The sequence below is a fragment of the Spirillospora sp. NPDC052269 genome (assembly GCF_040679435.1).
Lineage (GTDB): Bacteria > Actinomycetota > Actinomycetes > Streptosporangiales > Streptosporangiaceae > Spirillospora.
Window position 1 is genome coordinate 24,269 of sequence record NZ_JBFAUU010000022.1, and the last position, 21,571, is coordinate 45,839.

General features: G+C 73.6%; 19 protein-coding genes. 12 read left to right on the forward strand and 7 right to left on the reverse strand.

Going from position 1 to position 21,571, the window contains the following annotated elements; genetic code table 11:
- Positions 1-173: 173 nt before the first annotated feature.
- A complete protein-coding gene (locus AB0L06_RS36370) occupies positions 174-1,064 on the reverse strand; it encodes a LysR family transcriptional regulator (RefSeq protein WP_500235737.1) in 891 nt (296 codons plus the stop codon).
- Between the two features lie 94 nt (positions 1,065-1,158).
- Here AB0L06_RS36370 and AB0L06_RS36375 point away from each other — a divergent pair, with 94 nt between their 5' ends.
- Positions 1,159-2,472 carry an MFS transporter gene (locus AB0L06_RS36375; RefSeq protein ID WP_500235738.1) on the forward strand — a complete coding sequence of 438 codons (1,314 nt, stop codon included), beginning with the start codon at positions 1,159-1,161 and terminating at the stop codon, positions 2,470-2,472.
- An 83-nt stretch (positions 2,473-2,555) separates the two neighbouring features.
- On the opposite strand, the gene AB0L06_RS36380 is transcribed toward AB0L06_RS36375, so the two are convergent.
- Both AB0L06_RS36380 and AB0L06_RS36385 read right to left on the reverse strand, forming a co-directional pair.
- On the reverse strand, positions 2,556-2,882 hold the full coding sequence (locus AB0L06_RS36380; protein ID WP_500235739.1) for a DUF6204 family protein: 327 nt from the start codon (positions 2,880-2,882) through the stop codon (positions 2,556-2,558).
- Entirely contained in the window at positions 2,879-3,535 is a 657-nt protein-coding gene (locus tag AB0L06_RS36385) for a TetR/AcrR family transcriptional regulator (protein WP_500235740.1), read from the reverse strand. The genes AB0L06_RS36380 and AB0L06_RS36385 overlap by 4 nt, the downstream gene beginning before the upstream one ends.
- A gap of 75 nt (positions 3,536-3,610) precedes the next feature.
- Between AB0L06_RS36385 and AB0L06_RS36390 the strand changes: the two genes are divergently transcribed.
- The 5 genes from AB0L06_RS36390 (at position 3,611) to AB0L06_RS36410 (ending at position 7,499) form a co-directional block, all read left to right on the forward strand.
- Positions 3,611-4,378: an ABC transporter ATP-binding protein gene (locus AB0L06_RS36390; RefSeq protein WP_500235741.1), complete on the forward strand. Its 768-nt coding sequence runs from the start codon at positions 3,611-3,613 to the stop codon at positions 4,376-4,378.
- An 8-nt stretch (positions 4,379-4,386) separates the two neighbouring features.
- Entirely contained in the window at positions 4,387-5,148 is a 762-nt protein-coding gene (locus AB0L06_RS36395; RefSeq protein ID WP_500235742.1) for an ABC transporter permease, read from the forward strand.
- Between the two features lie 99 nt (positions 5,149-5,247).
- Complete coding sequence (locus tag AB0L06_RS36400; RefSeq protein WP_500235743.1) at positions 5,248-5,598, forward strand: YciI family protein; 351 nt, start codon at positions 5,248-5,250, stop codon at positions 5,596-5,598.
- Between the two features lie 158 nt (positions 5,599-5,756).
- Positions 5,757-6,989 carry an RNA polymerase sigma factor gene (locus AB0L06_RS36405; RefSeq protein ID WP_500235744.1) on the forward strand — a complete coding sequence of 411 codons (1,233 nt, stop codon included), beginning with the start codon at positions 5,757-5,759 and terminating at the stop codon, positions 6,987-6,989.
- A gap of 84 nt (positions 6,990-7,073) precedes the next feature.
- Complete coding sequence (locus AB0L06_RS36410) at positions 7,074-7,499, forward strand: DoxX family protein (protein WP_500235745.1); 426 nt, start codon at positions 7,074-7,076, stop codon at positions 7,497-7,499.
- Between the two features lie 73 nt (positions 7,500-7,572).
- Here the strand turns inward: AB0L06_RS36410 and AB0L06_RS36415 are convergent, their stop codons facing one another.
- From AB0L06_RS36415 to AB0L06_RS36425, 3 genes are all read right to left on the reverse strand, one after another.
- On the reverse strand, positions 7,573-8,319 hold the full coding sequence (locus AB0L06_RS36415; protein WP_500235746.1) for a poly-gamma-glutamate hydrolase family protein: 747 nt from the start codon (positions 8,317-8,319) through the stop codon (positions 7,573-7,575).
- Positions 8,320-8,383: 64 nt separating this feature from the next.
- Positions 8,384-9,187 (reverse strand): SAM-dependent methyltransferase, encoded by an 804-nt coding sequence (locus AB0L06_RS36420; RefSeq protein ID WP_500235747.1) that lies wholly within the window; start codon positions 9,185-9,187, stop codon positions 8,384-8,386.
- Positions 9,188-9,265: 78 nt separating this feature from the next.
- On the reverse strand, positions 9,266-10,687 hold the full coding sequence (locus AB0L06_RS36425; RefSeq protein WP_500235748.1) for a serine hydrolase domain-containing protein: 1,422 nt from the start codon (positions 10,685-10,687) through the stop codon (positions 9,266-9,268).
- Between the two features lie 182 nt (positions 10,688-10,869).
- On the opposite strand from AB0L06_RS36425, the gene AB0L06_RS36430 reads away from it, so the two are divergent.
- The 4 genes from AB0L06_RS36430 (at position 10,870) to AB0L06_RS36445 (ending at position 17,653) form a co-directional block, all read left to right on the forward strand.
- Positions 10,870-11,508, forward strand: a complete 639-nt coding sequence (locus AB0L06_RS36430) for a TetR/AcrR family transcriptional regulator (protein ID WP_500235749.1) — start codon at positions 10,870-10,872, stop codon at positions 11,506-11,508.
- A 67-nt stretch (positions 11,509-11,575) separates the two neighbouring features.
- Positions 11,576-15,040 (forward strand): AAA family ATPase, encoded by a 3,465-nt coding sequence (locus AB0L06_RS36435; protein ID WP_500235750.1) that lies wholly within the window; start codon positions 11,576-11,578, stop codon positions 15,038-15,040.
- A 79-nt stretch (positions 15,041-15,119) separates the two neighbouring features.
- Positions 15,120-16,799: a serine/threonine-protein kinase gene (locus tag AB0L06_RS36440; protein ID WP_500235751.1), complete on the forward strand. Its 1,680-nt coding sequence runs from the start codon at positions 15,120-15,122 to the stop codon at positions 16,797-16,799.
- A 2-nt stretch (positions 16,800-16,801) separates the two neighbouring features.
- The gene (locus tag AB0L06_RS36445; RefSeq protein ID WP_500235752.1) at positions 16,802-17,653 is read left to right on the forward strand and encodes a hypothetical protein; all 852 of its coding nucleotides are present in this window, start codon (positions 16,802-16,804) and stop codon (positions 17,651-17,653) included.
- A 6-nt stretch (positions 17,654-17,659) separates the two neighbouring features.
- On the opposite strand, the gene AB0L06_RS36450 is transcribed toward AB0L06_RS36445, so the two are convergent.
- Complete coding sequence (locus tag AB0L06_RS36450) at positions 17,660-18,811, reverse strand: hypothetical protein (RefSeq protein ID WP_500235753.1); 1,152 nt, start codon at positions 18,809-18,811, stop codon at positions 17,660-17,662.
- 290 nt (positions 18,812-19,101) lie between these two features.
- Between AB0L06_RS36450 and AB0L06_RS36455 the strand changes: the two genes are divergently transcribed.
- A complete protein-coding gene (locus AB0L06_RS36455; RefSeq protein ID WP_500235754.1) occupies positions 19,102-19,284 on the forward strand; it encodes a hypothetical protein in 183 nt (60 codons plus the stop codon).
- Positions 19,285-19,418: 134 nt separating this feature from the next.
- On the forward strand, positions 19,419-21,476 hold the full coding sequence (locus tag AB0L06_RS36460) for a serine/threonine protein kinase (protein WP_500235755.1): 2,058 nt from the start codon (positions 19,419-19,421) through the stop codon (positions 21,474-21,476).
- Positions 21,477-21,571 lie beyond the last annotated feature (95 nt).

A 21,571-nucleotide genomic window follows, 5' to 3' on the forward strand; every position in this document is an offset into this window, starting at 1 on the left:
CCAGCCCCGGATGCCACATAGAGGCTGATGATCAGCTCAATGTGAACCGTGCCACAAGACCCTGTCAGGGTTTCTTGGGGAAACCGCAACCTTTGCCAGTTAACCGCAGCAGATCAACCACTATCGGACCGTCCCAAACGGGACGGTCCGGGACGGTCAGGCCACACGCACGGTCAGGCGACCGGCGTGGCAGCGCAGGCGTACAGCAGCTCACGCAACCCGGGAAGCGACTCACGATCGGCCCGCCACACCAGTCGCAGGCTGATGTCCGGAACCGGAAGGTCAAGCTCGACCAACGAGCCTTGGCGGACGGCGCCCGCGACCGCGAAATCGGGAAGCAGTGCGATACCGAGCCCCTGCTCCGCCCATCCCCGCTGCACGGACACTCCCCCGGCCTGGACGCGCGCCGGCTCCGGCCCGAGGAACCGGTCGGCGGCGAAGCGGAACGAGCAGCCCTCGACGTTGGCCAGGAGCGACTGGCCTCGCAGATCGGCCGGCGTGAGGTCCGGACGCCCGGCGAGCGCGTTGCCCGGCGCCGCGACCAGGGCGAGCGGGACGGGCTCCACGTCGAGGAAGGCCAGCGGCGCCTCGGGCTGCGGGAAGCCGAGGTCCCCGAGGGCGTCGCCGGTGTCGAACAGCAGCGCGGCGTCGAGGGATCCGTCGACGACGTCCGCGAGCAGCTCGTCCCGGAGGCTCGAGGACCGCACCTCCGTCACGGTGCCCGGCGAACGCGCGGCCAGCCGCGCCAGGACGCGCGGGACGAGCGTGGCGACGATCGTCTCCAGCGCGCCGAGGCGAAGCGCCGACGCCGCGCCGACGACGTCCCGGCGGGCCTGGTCGGCGTCGTCCAGGAGGCGGCGCGACCAGCTCAGCATGCGTTCGCCGGACGGGGTGAGCCGCATCCCGCGGGCCGTCCGGTCGAACAGTGGCACCCCGAGGGACTCCTCGAGCGCGCGGATCCGGGCCGAGACGCTGGACGGCGCGAGGTCGAGCGCGACGGCGGCGTCGGTCACCGTCCCGTGCCGGACCACCGCCTCGAAGACCCGCAGCTGACGAAGCTCCATATTCCCCGCCCCACCCTTACCGTTCGGATTTTCCGAACGGAGCGTACGCGACGGCCGGTGGAACGGAACCCCCCGCGCGCCGAACCTCGAGGACATGACGATCACAACCGCCGCGACGGCGGCGCCGGCGACCAGGCGGACGATCCCGCTGTTCGGCGTCTCGCTCGGCTACTTCATGGTGCTGCTCGACATGACCGTCCTGTCGGTCGCCGAGCCCGACCTCTCGTCCTCGCTGCACGCCTCGCTGTCGGGGTTGCAGTGGGCGACGACCTCCTACACCGTCGTCTTCGCCGCCCTGCTGCTCACGGCCGGTGCGGTCGCCGACCGCTTCGGCGCGCACCGGGTGTTCCGCTCGGGCATCGCGGCGTTCGGGGCGCTCTCGCTGCTGTCCGCGGCGGCCCCCACGCTGGGTGCGCTGGTCGGGCTGCGCGCGCTGCTCGGCGTCGCGGCGGCGGCCTGCGTGCCCGCCTCGATGGCGATGATCGCGCGGCTCTACCCCGAGCCCGCCGCCCGGACGCGCGCCATCGCCGCCTGGGCCGCGATCAGCGGCAGCGCGGTCGCGGCGGGCCCGGTGCTCGGCGGACTGCTGGTCGGCGCGGCGGGCTGGCGCGCGGTCTTCGTGGTGAACGGCCCGATCGCGATCGCGGTGCTGGCGCTGACGGCGGGCGCGGCGGTCCGCGTCCCGCGCGGCGACCGGCGGATCAACGTCCGCTCGCAGCTCGCGGTCATCGCCACCCTCGGCCTCGCCACGGACGCGCTGATCGCGGCGGGCGCGCACGCCTGGCCGCACACCGCGCTCTCGGGCGCCGCCGCCGTCGCCGCCGCCGTCACCCTCGTCCTGCTGGAACGCCGCCGGACGGTGGAGCCCGTGGTGGACGCGACCCTGCTGCGCAGCCGCCGCGTGCTGGTCGGGCTGGGCGTCGGCGCGGCGGTCAACCTCACCCTCACCGGCGACCTGTTCGTGCTGCCGCTGACGCTGCACCGCGGCCCGGTCGCGACCGGGCTGGCGATGCTGCCGATGACCGTCCCGTTCATCCTGGGGCCGCCGGTCACCGGACGGCTCGTCGCGCGCTTCGGACCCCGTCCGCCCCTGCTCGGCGGGACGGCCCTGCTGACGATCGGCGCCGCGCTGCTGGCGTCGCACGCCCTCACCGCCGGTCTCCTGCTCACCGGACTCGGCGTCGCGCTCGCGCTGCCGTCCCTCACCGCCGCCGTCATGGCCGCCGCGCCGGACGGCACCGCCGGATCCGCGGGCGGCCTGCTCAACGCCGTCCGGCAGACCGGCGCGACCCTCGGCGTCGCCGTCGCGGGCGCCCTCGCGTCCACGCACCCCTCGGTCGCGCTCCTGGTCCCGGGCGTCGTCTGCGCCGCCGCGGGCCTGGCCCTCGCCCTCACCCGCCGCGCGTGAACCGCGCCCCGGAACACCCGGCCGACGGACAGCGCGGCGGGCCTCCACCGCCGCGCCCGTCCCCGGCCCCGGCCGCGCGGGGATCAGCCGCCGCGTTTGGCCCCGGCCCCGCCGCGCCTGCGGGGGATCTTGATGTCGCGCATGTCGGTGACGGCCGTCTTGAGGACCTCATAGGGGAGGCCGTGCGCGTCCAGGGCGGCCAGGGCCGCGAGGCCCGCGTCGTCCTCGTCGTCGTCCGGACCCGCCGGGATCTCGACGCGGAAGGTGAAGACGGAGAACGACCCGTCGCAGGTGAAGGTGCCGCGCCCGGTGAAGGCGACGCCGAACGGATCGCCGCCCCGCAGCGCGGCACGGGCCTGGTCGTCCAAATCGCCGAACTTGCCCCGGATGGCCACGCGGAACACGTTCACTTCGGTTCGTCCTCTCGGGGGCGGGTGGCGTAGGTGAGGACGCGGTCGCTGAGGAGCGACTCCATGACGTCCAGGAGGTCGGACATGGCGGCGGCGATCTCGCCGGGCGGCTCGTCGCGGGCGGCGCGCTCGGCGATCTCGACGAACATCGTCTCCTGCGTCCAGGCGATCTGCGCGGCCACGAGCCGCGGCACCGGATCGTCCGGGGACGCGCCGGACGCGGCGGCCAGCTCGGCCGTCAGCGCCGCGCGCATCTCCGCGCCCAGCCGGTCGAAGCGGGCGAGCAGTGTCGGCGACTCCCGCACCATCCGCATGAACCGGCCGTAGCCGAGGGTCAGCCCGACGCTGCGGTCGCGGCGGCGCAGCTCCTCGCGCAGGTTCCGCAGGACGGCCCGGGCCCCCGACTCCCCCGGCGCGCGGTCGCGGACGAACGCGGCGAGCCGGTCGGCGGACGCGTCGTCGCCCTGCGGGAGGACGAGGTCCTCCTTGGACACGAAGTAGTTGTAGACGGTCTTCACCGACACGTCCGCGGCCTCGGCGATATCGGCGAGGGTGACCGCCTCGAAGCCGCGCTCCACGAACAGGGCGGTGGCGACCTCGGCGAGGTGCCGCCGGGTCGCGCGCTTCTTCCGTTCCCGCAGACTCTCCGTCACCCGGCTCATCTTACACACGATGCGAAACTTTCAATCGATTGTATTTTTCGCATCCGTTGTGCTTTCATGCCGGGCATGACCCCACCCGTCCTCGACGTCCACGGGCTGAGCCGCACGTTCCAGCTGCGGTCCGGGCCCGTCCACGCGGTCCGCGGCATCGACCTGGCGGCGGAGCGCGGCGAGATCCTCGGCGTGCTCGGCCCGAACGGCGCCGGGAAGACCACGACCGTGCGCATGCTCGCCACCCTGCTGCCCCCGTCCGGCGGACGCGCCGTCGTCGCCGGCCACGACCTGCTGGCCGACCCCGCCGGGGTGCGCGCCCGGATCGGGTACGTCGCCCAGTCCGGCGGCCTCGACCCGAACTGCGCGGTCGGCGAGGAGCTCGTGACGCAGGGCCGGATGCACCGGCTGTCCCGGGCCGAGTCCCGCGCCCGGGCGGCCGAGCTCGCCGCCGACCTCAACCTCGGGGATCTGCTCGACCGTCCGACCGCCGCGCTCTCCGGCGGGCAGCGCCGCCGCCTGGAGATCGCGCTCGGCCTGGTCAACCGCCCCGAGGTGCTGTTCCTGGACGAGCCGACCACCGGCCTCGACCCCGGCAGCCGCGCCGACCTGTGGGACCTGGTCCGGCGCGTCCGGCACGACCACGGCACGACCGTCCTGCTGACCACGCACTACCTGGACGAGGCCGACGCGCTCGCCGACCGCCTCGTGATCGTGGACGCCGGTTCCGTCGTCGCCGAGGGCGCACCGGCCGAGCTCAAGGCCCGGCACGACGCCGCCACCCTCCAGGACGCCTTCCTCGCCATCACCGGGCGCGCCACCGACGCGCCCGCCGCCGTCTAGGACCCGCCATGAACCGACTCCTCTCCGACACCGGAGTGATCTTCGGCCGCTCGATGCGGCAGACCCTGCGGTCCAAGACCGCGCTGACCTTCGGCATGCTCCAGCCGCTGCTGTTCCTCGCCCTCATGGGGCCGCTGCTGTCCAAGCTCGACCTGCGGACCGGCGGGACGTCCTGGCAGGCGTTCGTGCCGGGGCTGCTCGTCCAGCTGTCGCTGCTCGGCGGCATGTTCGTCGGCCTCGGCATCCTGGTCGAACGCCAGGCCGGCGTGATCGACCGGATGCGGGCCACACCCCTGCACCCCGCCGCGCCGCTGCTCGGCCGGGCGCTGCGGGACGTCGTGCAGCTCGTCGTCCAGTCGGCGCTGCTCGTCCTGCTCGGCGCCGCGTTCGGGCTGCGCGCGCCGGTGGCGGGCGTCCTGCTCGGGTTCGTGTTCGTCGGGCTGCTGTCGGCGGCGCTCGCGCTGCTGTCCTACGGCCTGGCGATGAACGTGCGGACCACGCCCGAGTTCGCCGCGATCGCCAACACGGTCGTCCTGCCGATGATGCTGCTCGCGGGCCTGCTGCTGCCCATGACGCTCGCGCCCGGCTGGCTGGACGCGGCGTCCCGGGTCGTCCCGTTCCGCTACACCGTGGACGCCGTCCGGCACCTGTACCTCGGCGAGTACACCGATGGAACGGTCCTGGCCGGGCTCGCCGTCACCGCCGGGCTGACCGTCGTCGCATTCTTCGGAGGACTGGCTCTTTTCCGCAGGTCAGGGCGTACGCCGTGATTCTTTGAAAAAACTTCCGGTGTCATGTCGATCCGGCCGTCCCTCGATCGACGCTCTGATGAAGCGACAGGTAGCGGCACCCGAGCGAAGGAGAGCGCGATGCGGTTCCTCATGATGACGGTCGACGACGGCGCCCCCCAGGACGACCAGACCGACGAGATCCAGGCCGAGATGGGCGCGTTCATCGCGGAGATGAGCCGCTCGGGTGTGCTGCTCGCCACCGGCGGCCTCGACCCGCACGCGACCCACATCGTCGCCAAGGACGGCAAGGCCGAGGTCGTGGACGGCCCGTTCAGCGAGTCCAAGGAGTTCGTGGCCGGTTTCGCGCTCATCGAGGCCCGGACCGAGGAGGAGGCCATCGAGCTGTCCCGCCGCTTCTGGGCCATCGTCCGCAGCGGCCGCGGCACCATCCAGCGCGTCTACGGCCCCGAGGAGGCGCCCGGCCAGTGACCGGATAGGGCCACCTCCACGACCGCCCGCGAAGGCGGTCCGCCGGGGCCGGCGGCCCCGTCACCTGGGGCGAAGGCCCGGCCACCCGCACGCCCGCCCGCGCATCCGCGCGGCGGGCGTGCTTGCCGCTTCCAGGGCCGAGTGCTCTTATCGGGCGCGTGAGGGACGTGAACCGGACGATCGACGCGGTCTGGCGACTGGAAGCGCCGCGGATCATCGCGGGCCTCGCGCGGCTGGTCAACGACGTCGGGCTGGCCGAGGAACTGGCGCAGGACGCGCTGGTCGCGGCCCTCGAGCAGTGGCCCGGCCAGGGCGTCCCGGACAATCCGGGCGCGTGGCTGATGTCGGTCGCCAAGCGGCGCGGGATCGACCGGATCCGGCGCGAGCAGACGTTCGCGCGGAAGGTCGAGGAGATCGGGCAGGCCTTGGAGTCCGCCACCGAGATGCCCGAGCCGGACGAGATCGCCGACGACCTGCTGCGCCTGGTGTTCACCGCCTGCCACCCCGTCCTGTCGCGGCCGGCGCGCGTCGCGCTGACGCTCCGGATGCTCGGCGGGCTCAGCACGGACGAGATCGCGCGCGCGTTCCTGGTCCCCGAGGCGACCGTCGCGCAGCGGATCGTCCGGGCGAAGAAAACACTCAGCGCGTCGGGCGTGCCCTTCGAGGCGCCCCAGGGCCCCGAGCGCACGGCGCGGCTCGACTCCGTGCTGGAGGTCGTCTACCTGGTCTTCAACGAGGGGTATGTGGCGACCGCCGGGTCCGCATGGCTCCGCGTGGACCTCTGCCTGGAGGCCCTGCGCCTCGGACGCCTCCTCGCCGGACTCGCCCCGCGCGAACCCGAGGTGCAGGGCCTTGTCGCGCTCATGGAGATCCAGGCGTCCCGCACGCGCGCACGAGTCGGCAAGGACGGCGCGCCGATCCCGCTCCCCGACCAGGACCGCGGCCTCTGGGACCGTCTCCTCATCTCACGCGGCTTCGCCGCCCTCCTGCGCGCGCAGGAGATCGGCGCCCCGCCCGGTCCGTACGTGCTCCAGGCCGCGATCGCCGCCTGCCACGCGCAGGCCGCGTCCGCCGAGGACACCGGCTGGGAGCAGATCGCCGGTCTCTACGAACTGCTCGTGCGCGCGGAGCCGTCTCCGGTCGTCCAGGTGAACCGGGCGTTCGCGCTCGGCATGGCCTTCGGCCCGCGCCGGGGCCTGGACGTGCTCGACGCACTGGCGGACGAGCCGTCCCTGACGAACTACCACCTGCTGCCGAGCGTCCGCGGCGACCTGCTCGCGCGGCTCGGCGAGCGCGAGGGCGCGGCCCGCGAGTTCGCCCGCGCGGCCACGCTGACCCGCAACGATGCCGAGCGGTCCGTCCTGGAGAAGCGGGCCGCCGAACTCTCCTAGAGAAATCTTCCGGGGGATGTCGATCCGGGCGGCGGCCGATCGACGCACTGGCGAAACGGGAAACAAGCCGGAAGGACACCCGCCATGACCAGCGCCACCACCACCGCCGCCCCGCAGACCGCCGCCGCGCCCCGCTCCCGCCGCCGGACGATCCTGTGGGGGTTCCAGATCCTCATCGCCGCGTTCCTGCTGATCGGGTCGGCGTCGCCCAAGTTCGCCGGGCAGAAGGACGCGGTCGAGACCTTCGCCAAGATCGGCGTCGGGCAGTGGTTCCGGTACGCCACGGGCGCGGTGGAGGCCGCCGGCGCGATCGGGCTGGTGATCCCCCGGCTGGCCGGGCTCGCCGCGACCGGCCTGATCGGGCTGATGGTCGGCGCCGCGGTCACCCAGGTCGTGTGGCTGGTCCCCGGCTGGGCCGCGCTCCCGCTGGTGCTCGGCGTGATCTTCGCCCTGGTCGCCCGCGACCGCCGCGCCGAGACCCGCGACCTGCTGCGCCGCCTGCGCAAGTGACCCCCGAGAACACCGGACGGCCCGGGTGCGCATCGCACCCGGGCCGTCCGTCATGACCGTCACATGAACGCCGCTACAGCGACGCGAGCACGGAGTCGACCGCGCGAACGTAGTTGTAGAACGCGGTCGTGCGGTGCCTCGGGTCGGCGATCCAGGCGGAGTCGAGGCGTCCGCCCTTGAAGAACGCCTTGCGCTGCGCCGTGGTGATCTCCAGCTGGACACCCTTGCCGCGCGCGTTCCGGTTGCAGATGTTCTTCGGGTCGTTGCCGTCGATGCGGCCGGGCGGCGTGGACACCTTGAAGCCCTTGGCGCGCAGCGCCCTGGTGATCTTCTGCCCGAGCACGGTGTCGCGCCCGCCGACGTAGGTCGTGGCCGTCACGCCCTTCGCGGCGTGCCACGAGACCGTGTACCTCACCGGCTTCAGCAGCTTCAGCGCGCGCGGCTCGTCGAAGTGGGTGGACGTGATGTGCAGCGCCGTGTTCCCGGACTTCTTGATGCCCTCGAACGAGTAGAACGCGTCCTTGCCGGCGCTCGACGCGTAGTCCGCGAGCTGCGTGGTCGGCGCCTCGATCCGCCCGCCGTGGATCGCGATCTGGGCGACGTGCGCGCCCTTCGGCGTCCGCTGGACGCGCTTGTAGTCGCGTCCTTCCTTCTCGTGGCGGGCCAGGTCGGCGTAGTTCCTGTACCGGTCCGCCGACGCCGACACCTGCGCCGCGACGGGCTCGGCCGCCGAGGTCCGGCCGGACGAGGACGCGCCTCCGCACGCGGACAGCGGCAGCACGGCGACGGCCAGCCCCGCGATGGGCAGCAGTTTCTTCAAGGGGGGGAGCTCCTAAGACGTGAGAGATCCGGCCGTGCCCGGGCCGGACGTCCGAAAGGAAATATCAGCCGGAACGTTCGGCGATGAGGAACCCGCGCGGCGTGGCGTCCGGGGCGGGCCTGCCGTAGGACGCCGCGACATCACCGAGCCCCTGCTCCTCGACGCTCCAGCCGTGGTCCTCCAGCCAGGACGCGGACGCCTCGCCCAGGCCGCCCTTCCACAGCCCCCCGGCCGGGAACTGCTCGGGATGCGTCCGCGCGAGGCCGATCAGCCAGTCGGTGCCCGAGCCGCCCTCGGTCGCCAGGCGGCTGCCCGCCGCCGACATCGCCCCGACACCGTCCAGCAGCGACGCGGTGTCGTCCTCGGACAGGTAGATCAGCAGGCCCTCGACCAGCCAGGCCGTCGGGCGGGACGGGTCGAACCCCGCGGCCGGCAGCCGCCCGGCCCAGTCCTCCCGCAGGTCGGCGGCGACGGCGGTCCGCTCGCAGCGCGGCTCGGCGTCGCCGAGCGTGACGTCCTTGAACGCCAGGACGTCGGGGAGGTCGACCTCGAACAGCCGCACGCCGTCCGGCCAGTCCAGCCGGAACGCGCGCGTGTCGAGCCCGGCCGCCAGCAGCACGACCTGCCGGATCCCGGACGCCGCCGCGCCGAGGAGGTAGTCGTCGTAGAACCGGGTACGGATGATCACCTGGAGGACCATCAGGTCCCGCATCGATCCGCCCGTGCCCGGCACGGGCGGCGGCCCCGCCGCCGCGAACGCCTCGGCGAACGGATCGGCGAAGAGCCGGTCCTCCCGCAGGTGCTCGGCGGCCCGCATCCGGGCCACACCGAGCGCCGTCCGTCCCACACCCCGCAACGGCTCGTCCATTTCGATCACATTACTCCCGGGCCGCGACCCCCATGAGGAGCCCCACATCGTCACCGGCGGGGCCCGGAGGCCCGCCGGTTAGAAGGGCGGGGAAAGGAAGGTGAGCGGGAGGAAGCGGGTCGTGGCGGCGGTGCCGGACGAGGACCCTTCGGACGGCCCGCACAGCGCCTGCAGGACGTGGGCGCCGAGCGCGTTGTCGATGGGCCCGGCGATCGGGGCGCCCTGGCCGTCCAGGCTCTGGAAGCCGGTGCGGTTCATCGCGACCGCGAGCTGCCGGGTGCCGTCCTGGCTGGTCAGCGACTGGGTCGCGGCGCCCCAGACGCTGCCGTCGTGCCCCCAGTACCGGCCGCAGGGCAGGTTCAGGGCGTACAGGCCGAGGCCGTAGTCGAGGACGGTGTCGCCGTCCGCGTCCTTCACCGGGACGGTCCTCTGCATCTCGGCCAGGGAGCTCTGGCTGGTCAGCCCGCCGGTGAGCAGATCGCGGAAGAAGCGGTTCAGGTCGTCGGTGGTCGAGATCAGCGACCCCGCCGTGGACGACCAGCTCATGTCGTAGTCGCTGTAGTCGCGGGCCTGGTCGAGGACCCCGAACAGCGACTCGTACATCTTCGGATGAGGGCCGCGGATCGCCGGGTCGTCACCCGGGAAGTAGGTGTTCCGGAGCCCGGCGCGGCGGATCACCGAAGCGGTGATGTAGTCGGCGGCCGTCCGTCCGGTGATCTTCTCCAGCAGCAGCCCGAGGATCACGTAGTCGGTGCCGGAGTAGGTCCAGTTCTGCCCCGGGTCGCCGGTCGGCCTGGCGCCCAGGCCCATCGCGACGAGCTGCGCGGGCGTGAAGTGCCGGTACCGGTTCCCGTCGAGGCTGTCGGCGGACGGCTCGCTCAGCGACGGGAACACGGCGGACAGGTAGTCGCCGATGCCGCTGGTGTGGTCGAGCAGCATCCGGACGGTGATCTGCCGCCCGCGCGTGCCGGAGACGACGTCCGGCAGGTAGCCGCCGATCGGGTCGTCCAGGTGGACGCGCCCCTGGTCGACCTGCTGCAGGACGGCCGTCGCGACGAACGTCTCGGTGATGCCGCCGACGCGCTGCCGCATGCCGGTCCGGACGGGCCGTCCGGTGGCGGTGTCGGCGACGCCGGACGCGCCCTGCCAGGTCGTCCCGCCGTCCCGGACGGCCGAGGTCAGGCCGTACATCCCGGCCTCGTGGGCGGCGTCGAGGGTGGCCTGGAGCTTGCCGTGGTCCAGCGCGGCCGAGGTCGGCTCGCCGACCGTCGGGGCCTGGAGAAGGCCGCCCGCGGCGGCCCCCGGCGGAGCCAGCGGGCTACCCGGCGCGGCGGGCATGGGAGCGGTCCAAGGAAAAGGCGGCGAAGCCGCGAGCACCGCCGTGCCCCGGGCGCCCGCGCCGGCCCCCTCCACGGGGACGGCCGCCGCCGTCCCGGCCGTGACCACCGTCGTCGCCAGCGCCGCCGCGGCAAGAAGCCGCCGGAGCCGCCTGGTCTCCATCCCGCCACTCCAGTCCATGAACCGTCCGGGCGTCGCACCCGGTCGTCGTCCACTCTGACACCACAAGTCGACCTAAGTCCGACATCAAGGCGAACCGGACATGGAGATGTGACGGGATGGTGATCCCAGCGGTTCGCGGTGACCGCTCCCGGCCGTTCTTAGGTCCGTCCTAGAATCCCTCCATGACCGGCACGACCGAGGGCCTGCGCGCCCGGAAGAAGCGCGAGACCAGGCTCGCGATCTCGCACACCGCCACCCGCCTCTTCCTCGAACGCGGCTTCGAGAAGGTCACGATCGCCGAGATCGCCGAGGCCGCCGGCGTCGCGAAGATGACCGTCACCAACTACTTCCCGCGCAAGGAGGACCTGGCCCTCGACGTCCACGAGGAGTTCGTCGCCTGGCCGGCCGGGACGGTCCGGGACCGCGCCCCCGGCGAGTCCGCCCTCGCCGCCCTCCACCGCGCCTACCTGGGCGCCGTCGACCGCCGCGAGGCGGTGATCGGGTTCAGCGGCGAGCCGTTCGCCCGGCTGGTCGCCGGAAGCCCCACCCTGGTCGCCCGCGTCCGCGAACTGCACGAGGAGCGCGAGCATGCCCTCGCCGAGACCCTCGCGGACGAGACGGGAGACACCGGGCTGACGCCCCGGCTGGCCGCGGCCCAGCTCGGGGGCGTCCACCGGGTCCTGTTCCACGAGGCCCAGCGCCAGACCGCGGACGGCCGGACCCGCGAGGAGATCGCCGCCTCCCTCACCGGGGCCGCGGCCGAGGCGTTCGGCCTCCTCGGACCCTCACTCGAGGGTTACGCCGTGCGGACAAGCAAGTAAACCTGGCCACAGTTGTCACGGAGACGGCCTAACCTTTACGCCGGGTTTGTTGGCGAGGGGGTCTTGCGTGGCGCTGCCGGAGCATCTGGAGCTGCTGGTCACCGATGAACCGGTCTGCGACTACTGGGCCCACGGCCCCTGGCGCGTGCCGGACGGCCTTTTCGCCGAGATCCGCGACCGGGTCGAGACGCTGGTCAACGACCCCCGCTGCAAGGACCTCACCACCGACGACCTGGAACTGCTGACCGCGCCGTCCCCGCTCGTCCTCGGCGATCTCGTGCTCGCCCTGGAGTTCCTCGGCGGCGGCTCGGCGGTGTGCACCGGATCACACTCACGGCTCCAGTACCAGTTCTTCGGCAAGTACCACCGCGAGCCCCGTGAGCTGATGCTGGAGTTCCCCGCCTGGATCGTGACCAGCGGGAACTTCCGTCCGCTGGAGTGGCTCGGCGACAGCGGCGACAAGGAGCTCGCGCTCACCCTGGCCCGCGAGTCCCTGGACGTCCTGGCCGGCATCGAGCCGCTGGAGCCCCGCCGGCAGGCCCTCGCCGCGCTCCTCGCCGACCCGCCGCCCACCCTCGACATCACCGACCACCTCACCGACCAGCGCCAGGCGTGGATGGACCACGCGTCCGACGAGATCATCGCCGCGCTGCCCGAGCTCGCCGGGCCGATCGGCTACCTGGAGTGGACCTGCGCCGGGCTCACCCCCGCGCACGAGCACCTGCGGGCCGCCGCGCCGCGCGAGGAGACCGTCCAGGACCTGTACGTCCACCTGCTGCTCCAGGGCGGGCTCCGGGAGGTCCCGGCGGAGCTGTCCGCCGTGCTCGGCGAGGACGCCTACGGCGAGCTGCTGGAGCGGTTCGCCCACGTCAGGGACACCGGGTTCGACGCGTCCGAATGGAGCGAGGGCGTGCGCGCCTGGCTCGCGCGGGCGCTCGGCGCGGGCGAGGCGGACGCCTGCCGCGGATGGCTCGACATGGCCGTCCGGTTCACCGGATCGGTGCAGGGGCTCCCCGCCGACTGCGACATCCCGGACCCGCAGTCGATCCCGGTCAGCCAGTTCCAGTACGACCTGCGGCGGCTGTTCCGGCCGCGCCGCCGGGTCGTGAACCCGCTCGCCTCGTCCGTGGGGAAGGGCACGCCGCGCTCGCGCCGCCCGCGGCCGTCCGCCGAGGTCGGCTCCGGCCTGGTCGGGCAGCCCGACGTGGTCGCCGCCCTCACCCGGATCGGGGAGGGCGGCGGGCCCGTCCGGCTGATGCTGGTCGGTCCGGACGGCACCGGCAAGCGCGACGCCGCGCAGCTCGTCGCCAGGCTGCTGCTAGACCGGGGCGTCACGTCGTCCCCGCTCTGGCTCGCCGACGACTTCTTCGCGGGCAAGGAGGTCTCGGCCGCCACCACGCACCTGTACAACGACGCGCGGGAGTCCGCGGGTTCCCGCCTCATGGTGATCGACGGCCTGGACGACATGTCCCGCGACCCGCGCAGCGGCGAGGCGATCGTCGAGGAGCTGCACCGCGCCCTGGACGTCCACGACGACCTGCACGTCGTCGCGCTGTGCGAGCCGGGCGGCGACGAGCGGATCCGCGAGGTCAACCCGGCGCTGTCGCTGCGGTTCGAGGTCGTCCACACCCGCCCGTTCACCCCGGACGCCTTCGCCGAGCTGTTCTCCCGCGCCCTCGCCGCGCGCGGCGCCCGCGCCCACAAGCGCGCCCTGACCGCCGCCGGCGACCTGCTCGCCCGCACCCCGGCCGTCCGGAACCTGCGCAACGCCCGGCTCGCCCAGCGCCTCGCGGACGTCGTGGTCGCCGACGTCCGCGCCCGCACCGCTCCCGGCGACGAGGTGGTGGTCAAGCGCGCCGACGTCCCGGCCCGCTTCGACGCCGCCGGCACCGCCTCCGACCCGCACGTCGAGCTGGACGCGCTGGTCGGCCTCGCGCCGGTCAAGCAGGAGATCGAGCTGATGGTGGCCGGGGCGAACGCCGCCCGGCTGCGCCGCGACGCCGGGCTGCCCGCCGGCGCGCCGTCCCGGCACATGCTGTTCACCGGCAACCCCGGCACCGGCAAGACCGAGGTCGCGCGGCTGCTCGCCCGCCTCTACAAGGACCTCGGCATCCTGTCGTCCGGGCACCTGGTCGAGGTGTCCCGCGCGCAGCTCGTCGGCCAGTACCTCGGCGAGACCGCGGTCAAGACGCGCGAGGTCGTCCGGCGCGCGGTCGGCGGCGTCCTGTTCATCGACGAGGCGTACTCGCTCGCCCAGTCCGACCTGTCCGAGGACTACGGCCCCGAGGCCGTCGCCGAACTGGTCAAGATGATGGAGGACCACCGCGACGACCTCGTCGTCGTCGCCGCGGGCTACGAACGCGAGATGCAGCGGTTCGTCGCGTCCGACCCGGGCCTGGCCTCGCGGTTCCCGGTGACCGTCCGGTTCCCCGACTTCACCGACGCCGAACTCGTCGAGATCCTCTCCCGCATGTGCGCCGCGTCCGGGCTGACCCTGACCGGCGACGCGTCCGCGAAGGCCGCCGACCTGCTCCGCCGGGCCCCCCGCGGACGCTCCTTCGGCAACGCCCGCCTCATGCGCAACCTGTGCGAACGCGCCCAGGCCCTCCAGGCCCGCCGCGTCACGTCGCTGAAGCGCCCGTCCGCCGAACGCCTCGCCGAACTGCTGCCCTCCGACATCCCCGACTCGCTCACCGGCACGTCCCGCGCGGTCGTCGCCGCCGACCCGCTCGGCGCCCTGGACGCCCTGGTCGGCCTGCGCGACGTCAAGACCGAGGTGCACCGCCTGGCCGCCGAGGCCCGCAGCGCCGAACTCCGCCGCGCCGCCGGGCACCCCGCCGTCCACCCCACCCGCCACATGGTCTTCTCCGGCGGCCCCGGCACCGCCAAGACCACCGTCGCGCGCCTGGTCGCCGCCGTCCACGCCGACCTCGGCCTGCTCTCCTCCGGCCACCTCGTCGAGGTCGCCCGCGGCGACCTGGTCGCCGGCTACCTCGGCCAGACCGCCCCGCGCGTCAAGGCCGCCGTCGAACAGGCCCTCGGCGGCGTCCTGTTCATCGACGAGGCGTACGCCCTCGGCTCCGACGCCTACGGCGCCGAGGCCGTCGCCACCCTCGTCAAGCTCATGGAGGAGTACCGCGGCGACCTGCTCGTCATCACCGCCGGCTACGAACGCGAGATGACCGCCTTCCTCGCCGCCAACCCCGGCCTGGAGTCCCGCTTCCCCCGGCGCCTCCGCTTCCCCGACTACACCGACTCCGAACTCGTCCAGATCTTCGAGGTCCTCGCCGCCGACGACGGCCTCACCCTCGCGAGCGGCGTCCGCGAGGCCCTCCGCGCCCTCCTGGCCACCGTGCCCCGGGGCCCCTCCTTCGGCAACGGCCGCTTCATCCGCAACCTCCTCGACGCCGCCGTCGCCACCCAGTCCGTCCGCCTCACCACCACCACGACCCCCGACCCCGCCGTCCTCCGCCCCGAGGACCTCCCCACCACCCTCCCCACCACAGCCGCCGCCCCCGGCCTCTACCTCTGACTTCCACTGACACCCTGACCTCCGGCGCCCCGACCTGTAAGGTCTTCCGCGATCTTCGGGACATCACGGGAGGTACCGGATGCAGGCCGAGCAGTCGCCGTTCCCCGGCGTCGAGCCGCTGACCTCGGACGACTCGTCCTCCATCGGCGGACACCGGCTCCTCGGGCGGCTCGGCGAGGGCGGCATGGGCACGGTCTACCTCGGCCTGTCCGACTCCGGCCGACGCGTCGCGGTCAAGATCGTCAAACCGGAGATGGCCGCCGACCCCCGCTTCCGCGCCCGCTTCGACACCGAGGTCGCCAACGCCCGCCGGGTGGCGTCGTTCTGCACCGCCCGCGTCCTCGACCACGGCGTGTCCGACGGCGTCCCCTTTCTGGTCACCGAGTACATCGAGGGCCCGTCCCTGGCCGACCACATCGACGAGCACGGCCCGCTCGCCGGCGGCTCCCTGCGTGGTCTGGCGGTCGGCGTCGCGACCGCGCTGACCGCGATCCACGCCGTCCGGCTCGTCCACCGCGACCTCAAGCCGCGCAACGTCATGCTCGCCGCGGACGGCCCGCGCGTCATCGACTTCGGCATCGCCCGCGCCCTGGACGCCGACTCCCACCACACCCGCACCGGCGGCTTCGTCGGCAGTCCCGGCTGGTGCGCCCCCGAGCAGGTCTTCGACGGCCGGATCTCCCCCGCCGTGGACGTCTTCGCCTGGGGCACCCTCGTCGCCTACGCCGCCACAGGCCGCCACCCGTACGGCGTCGGCAACCTGCCCACCCTCGCCGCCCGGGCCCAGCAGGGCCGGTTCGACCTGAGCGGCGTCCCGCCCGAGCTCCTCCCCCACGTCCAGGCGGCCCTGCACCCCGCCCCGTCCGCCCGTCCGACGTCCCACGACCTCCTGCGCGCCCTGGTCGGCACCGACGACCCGCAGGCCGCCGCGACCACGGTCATCAACCGCGAGTGGGCCCCGCACCGCCCGGCCCCCACTCAGGACCCGCCGCCGAAGCGCGGCCGGACCTGGCTGGTCACCACCATCTCCGCCGCCGCGACCGCCCTCTTCGTCGGCGGCGGGACGGCGGCCGCCATCACCCTGACCTCCGGCTCACACGGGAAGTCCCCGAAGCACCCCGCGGCCGCGTCCGGCCGGCCGGCGAAGACCGAGTTCGTCCGCATCGCCCGTCCCTGCGATCTGGTCTCCCCCACCCTGCGCGACAAGATCACGCCGCAGGCCCTCATCGAGCCCCGCTCCAACTCCAACCCGAACGACCTCTCCACCGACGGCGCCCAGACGGGCTGCACGCTGAGCTCGGAGAAGTACGACTCGGAGGATCCGGGCACGGTCGGCGACAAGCAGCTCATCCTGTCGATCAAGCTCCGCCGCACGGGCCCGGGCCGCGACGGGACGACCGAGGCGGCCCGGGACGCCGCCGCCTACAAGGCCGTTCTCCTGAAGCAGGCCGGAACCGACCAGGGCGGGGTGCGCTTCGGCGAGGTCCGCGTGCTGCCCGGCCTCGGCGACGAGGCCTTCATCGGCGGCGCGCACGGCACCGACGCGGCCAACGGCTTCCGGACGGCCTCGGGCGCCGCGTTCGTCCGCACCGGCAACGCCGAGGTCAAGGCGATCTACTCCTTCGACTACCCGCTTTCCAACAAGCTCTCGGCCGGATTCGACCTCGTGGCCCGTGAGCAGATCTCCCGGCAGCGGGCCGAGCAGGCCCTCCGAGACGTCCTGGCGAACCTCCAGGGCTGCGCCGACTGCAAGGGGTGAGCGTGCGCGACCAGACGAGAGCCGACGCCACCCGCGCCGACATCGCCGCGCGCGGGCGGCCGCCGTGGGCGCTCCCGGTCGTCGCCTCCGCGGTGACCGCCGGGGTGACCGCCACTGCCGTGGCCTTGGCGTTCGCGCTCACCGGAGCGTCGTCCCCCGCCAAGGGCGGCACGACCGCCCGACCCGGCGCGTCCGTGTCCTCGACCGCGCTCGCCCCGCCGCCTTCGACGGCGCTGACCGGCGTCACCGACCCGTGCTCGCTGGTCACGCGGGCGACCGTCGACCGGCTCGTCCCTCAGCCCGCGTCCTCGGCCGACGGAACCGGGCCGATGAGACCCGGGACGAGCCGGAGGTGCGACTGGGACCAGCCCGGCCACTGGACAGACGTCGTCGACCAGGTCCGCCACCTTTCGGTGCACCTCACCCTCGACGGCCCGAACGACGCGGGCGCGGCGGACCCGAGGGCCGCGAGCGCCCAGCACGACTTCACCCTTCTGGCGGAGGACGCCCGGAAACGCTCGGGCGACTACGCCGACACCAGGCCGACCTCGCAGAGCCGCCAGGTGTTCGGCCCGTTCAGGCCGGTGGACGGCCTGGGCATCGAGGCGTTCACCGAGGAGTACCGGATCATCGAGGGCCCGCCCCTCCGAACGGACACCGGCTTCGTCGAGTTGACGGCCGCCTACCGCAATCTGCTGATCGAGATCTCCTACCGGGGCGAGGACACCTCCGCCGGCAAGCCCGCCGAGATGTCGGTCGCCCCGCTTCCCGCCACGACACTCCGCGCGGAGGCCCTCGCCGTCGCCCGCGAGCTGGTCACCGCGCTCGGCCGGTGCGCGGCCTGCCGCCGTTGACCCCGGTCAGGGGGTGCGGCGGCGGATCTCGTTGATGATCTTCTGCATGTCGCCCTTCTCGCCTGTGGGGCCGGTGAGCTGGACGGCGACGGCGGTGTCGACGGGGCCGCCCTGGCGGGAGGCGAAGACGTGGCTCATGGCCACGCGGACGACGTTCTCGTTCTTGCTGTTGGTGCCGGTCTCCTCGGCGTACTGCGTGGTGGGGTCGGTGGCGCGCCACTCCTTGGCGGTGATGACCATGGCGTTGCGGACGGTCTCGCGCTGGGTGGGGCCGCAGCCGGACGGGCAGGACTGCAGGGCGACGAGGCCGCCCGCGCTGGTGCCGCCGGTCGGCGGGAAGCCCTTGCCCTCGTGGGCGCAGATCCAGCGGTTGGTGAACGGGGGCTTGTCGCTGCGCATGCAGCCCCACTCGTCCGGGACGTTGAAGTTGAACGGGAAGCCGCCCAGCTTCATGAGGTAGAGCTTGTCGCCGCCGCCGAAGGTGGGCCCCTCCACGTGGGCCTTGTCGTCGCTGGGGAGTTTGGGGGTGTCCGGCTCCGTCGGGGACGGGCTCGCGGTGTCGTTCCCCGGAGCCGGCACGGAGGGGGCGGGCGAAGGGCGCGTCGTCGTCCTGCCGGGCTTGTCGGACATGGCGAAGACCACCCCGCCGACCACCAGGAGAACGAAGGCCACGAAGAACAGGACCGGAACGAACACCGGGATGCCGCGCCGAGGGCTCGGCGGCGGGCCGTAGACCGGCGTGCCGTGGGGCGGTGAGGGGTTGTGCGGCTCGGCCGACCAGGGCGGGGCGAAGGCGGGGACGTTCGCGGGGGTCGGCATGTCGGTGGACAGCGCGGCCGTGTCCAGCAGTCCGAGGACGTCCTGCACCCCGCCGCCACCCCCGGACGGGACGGCCACCCAGATCGGCGGGACGGACGTGGAGGAGCCCGCGACCTCGTGGTCCTCGGCGAACTCGCCGACGGCGGACGCCAGGCGGGTGCGCACGCCGGGGTCGGCGGCGGCGGTCGGGTACAGGACGCCGACGACGACCTGGTTCCGGCGGTGGTCCTCGCCGAGGAAGAGGGTGCCCGCGCCGTGCGAGCCGAGGCGGCCGAGCAGGGTGAAGCCGCCCATCAGCCGAGGGTCGGCGAGCTGCAGCGGTTCCGGGTTCGGCTCCACGGCTCTCCTTCGTCCGGTGTCCCGGGTTGGACGGTCCGGCGGGCGGTCGCGTTCACGCCGATCCGGCCACGGCGCCGCGAGGAGCCGGATCCGGCCAGCAGGCGGCGAACCGAACAAACGCCGTTGAACAGGCACGATCAGGGATGTTCAGGCTAGCTGGTTAGCCGTGCGAAAGTTTTTTGACGAAGCGGCCGCTCGGCAGGAATACCGGGAAGGATCTTGCGGTTGCAACTATCGCGTACAAGATCCCGCACGGCGGGTGACCCCTCTTCGATCTGAAGGAGATCACCATGCAGAGCAGCATTCCCAAGGCTCGCCATGACGAGAACAAGACCGTGCGGACCCGCTCACTTCGGGCGCTCGCTGTCGCCGCGCGGCTGGAACGTCCGCACGCCCCGGAGGCGCCGCCAGGCACCTCGGCCGGGCGCGCCGGACACCGGCCCGCGCACCGCAAGGCTCCCGAGAACGTTTGAGAAACCGCAGGTCCGACGGTGGCCCTCACGCGAGATTTCGCGTGAGGGCCACGCCTCTATGTGGGACAAACTAGGATTTTCTGACCACACCGCCGAAACGACCGCTGCGACGTCTGCAACCGGGGGAGAGCCGAGTGACGGACAGGACGATGCCCGACGCCCACCCGCTAAGGCCCGGTGACCCGGGCGAGCTCGGCGCCTACGACGTGCTGGGCCGGCTCGGCGAGGGCGGGCAGGGGTCGGTCTTCCTCGGCCGGAGCAAGCACGACCCCACCGAGTTCGTCGCCGTCAAGCTGCTGCACACCGGGCTCACCGGGGACGAGACGGCGCGCGGCCGGTTCGTCCGGGAGCTTGAGGTCGCCAAGCGGGTCGCCCGGTTCTGCACCGCGCAGGTGATCGACGCGGAGGTCGCGGGCGACCGCCCGTACATCGTCAGCGAGTACGTGCCCGGCATGTCGCTGCAACGGCTCGTCCTGGAGGACGGGCCGCGCACCGCGGGCGCGCTGGAGCGGCTGGCGGTCAACACGCTGACCGCGCTGCAGGCGATCCACCAGGCCGGGATCGTGCACCGCGACTTCAAGCCGCACAACGTGATGATGGGCCCGGACGGCCCGCGCGTGATCGACTTCGGCGTCGCACGCGCCCTCGGCGCGGCGGGCGAGACGCAGAACGTCGGCACCCCGGCGTACATGGCGCCGGAGCACTTCACCGGCGGCGCGGTCGGCCCGTCCGCCGACATGTTCGCCTGGGGCACGACGATGGCCTTCGCCGCCACCGGCCGCCCCGCCTTCGGCAACGACGAGATGGCCGGTGTCATGCACCGGATCCTGACCGGCGACCCCGACCTCGGCGACCTGCCCGACCCCCTCCGCTCGATCGTGCTCGCGTGCCTGGACAAGGACCCGGCGCGCCGTCCCAACGCCCGCGAGGCGCAGGAACGCCTGGTCGGGGCCGCGGCGGGCACCAGCCCCGTACCCGCGCCGCCCGCTCCCGCATGGTCCTCCGGAGACCAGACTGTCGCCTCTGGCCAGCCTGGTACACCTTCCGGCCGGCCTGTGGAGAACAGCGGCGCCAACGGGCTCTCGCCCTTCCCCGCAGCATCGGCATTCCCTCCCGCGCCCGGTATGCCTGGGACGGACCCCATGAACGCGTCCAACCCGGGTGCTCCGTTCGCACAAGGTGCTTCGGGCCCGAATCCGTGGGGAAACACCGGCGGCTCCCCCAACGCGGGTGGAGCCGCATGGGGTGACGCCTCGAATCCCGGTCCCCCTGGCAACACGGGCGGTTCCGCATGGGCGGAAGCGTCCAACCCCAGCGCCCCGCCCAACGCAGGCCCCTGGAACGGACAGCAAGCCGGTCCTGGCGTCCCCAACGGCATGCCCAACGCCGGCGGCGGCACCCACCCCGGCGGCCCCACTGGCCCCGGCGGCCCCACTGGCCCGGGTGGCCCCCTCGGCCCGGGTGGCCCGGTCAGCTCGGACGGCCAGACGAATCCCGGCCCTCCGCCCGCGGTCGCCTGGAACGGCGGCGGCCCCGGCCCGTCCAACGGCAAGGGGCGGAAGCTGGTCATCCCGCTGGTCGCCGCCGTGGCCGTGCTCGCCGTGATCGGGGGCGTGTCGGCGTGGGCGCTGACGGGCTCCGACGACGGCGGGAAGGGCGGCAAGCCCCTCGCCCAGGGTGACGGAACGACCAGCGCCGACCCTTCGGGCGAAGCCGCGGGCAAGGTGGGCGGGAAGAAGCCCAAGTCGCCGAGCAAGTCCCCCAGCGGCACGCCGTCCTCCGACGCACCCACCAAGGACAGCTCGCCCAAGCCCAGCGACAGCAAGAAGCCGGGCGGTGGCGGCGGCGACGGCCCCACGAAGGAGCCGGCGAACCAGTACACCCCGCAGCAGGTCTGCAACTCCGGCGGACATGGCGGCGGCTACTACGTGCAGCGGTCCGTCTCCGCTTCGGGCGGGACGGCCTACATGCTCTACAGCGGCTCGGGCTACAACTGCGCCGTCACCATGAAGACGACCGGCGTCGGCGCCAAGACGGGCGTCTCGGTGTGGATCCAGGCGCAGGGAGGCGGGCAGGTCGCCGACTCCGGCGCGTTCCAGTGGTACGCGGGCCCGGTCTACGTGAAGGCGGTCAAGACCTGCGTCCGGTTCGGCGGGAACGGCGCGACCGCCCCCTGGGGCAACTGCGGCTGACCCGCGTCCACCGCGCTCGCCCGTGGCGGAGCCGTGTCCTCACGGCTGCGCCACGGTCGCGTCCGGGGCCTGGTGCGGCCCCGGTCGCCGGTGCG

Bases quoted from the DNA above. Each gene is read 5' to 3' on its own strand.
- AB0L06_RS36370 (WP_500235737.1), bottom strand. From the start codon at position 1,064: ATGGAGCTTCGTCAGCTGCGGGTCTTCGAGGCGGTGGTCCGGCACGGG.
- AB0L06_RS36375 (WP_500235738.1), top strand. From the start codon at position 1,159: ATGACGATCACAACCGCCGCGACGGCGGCGCCGGCGACCAGGCGGACG.
- AB0L06_RS36390 (WP_500235741.1), top strand. From the start codon at position 3,611: ATGACCCCACCCGTCCTCGACGTCCACGGGCTGAGCCGCACGTTCCAG.
- AB0L06_RS36395 (WP_500235742.1), top strand. From the start codon at position 4,387: ATGAACCGACTCCTCTCCGACACCGGAGTGATCTTCGGCCGCTCGATG.
- AB0L06_RS36400 (WP_500235743.1), top strand. From the start codon at position 5,248: ATGCGGTTCCTCATGATGACGGTCGACGACGGCGCCCCCCAGGACGAC.
- AB0L06_RS36410 (WP_500235745.1), top strand. From the start codon at position 7,074: ATGACCAGCGCCACCACCACCGCCGCCCCGCAGACCGCCGCCGCGCCC.
- AB0L06_RS36420 (WP_500235747.1), bottom strand. From the start codon at position 9,187: ATGGACGAGCCGTTGCGGGGTGTGGGACGGACGGCGCTCGGTGTGGCC.
- AB0L06_RS36425 (WP_500235748.1), bottom strand. From the start codon at position 10,687: ATGGAGACCAGGCGGCTCCGGCGGCTTCTTGCCGCGGCGGCGCTGGCG.
- AB0L06_RS36430 (WP_500235749.1), top strand. From the start codon at position 10,870: ATGACCGGCACGACCGAGGGCCTGCGCGCCCGGAAGAAGCGCGAGACC.
- AB0L06_RS36440 (WP_500235751.1), top strand. From the start codon at position 15,120: ATGCAGGCCGAGCAGTCGCCGTTCCCCGGCGTCGAGCCGCTGACCTCG.
- AB0L06_RS36455 (WP_500235754.1), top strand. From the start codon at position 19,102: ATGCAGAGCAGCATTCCCAAGGCTCGCCATGACGAGAACAAGACCGTG.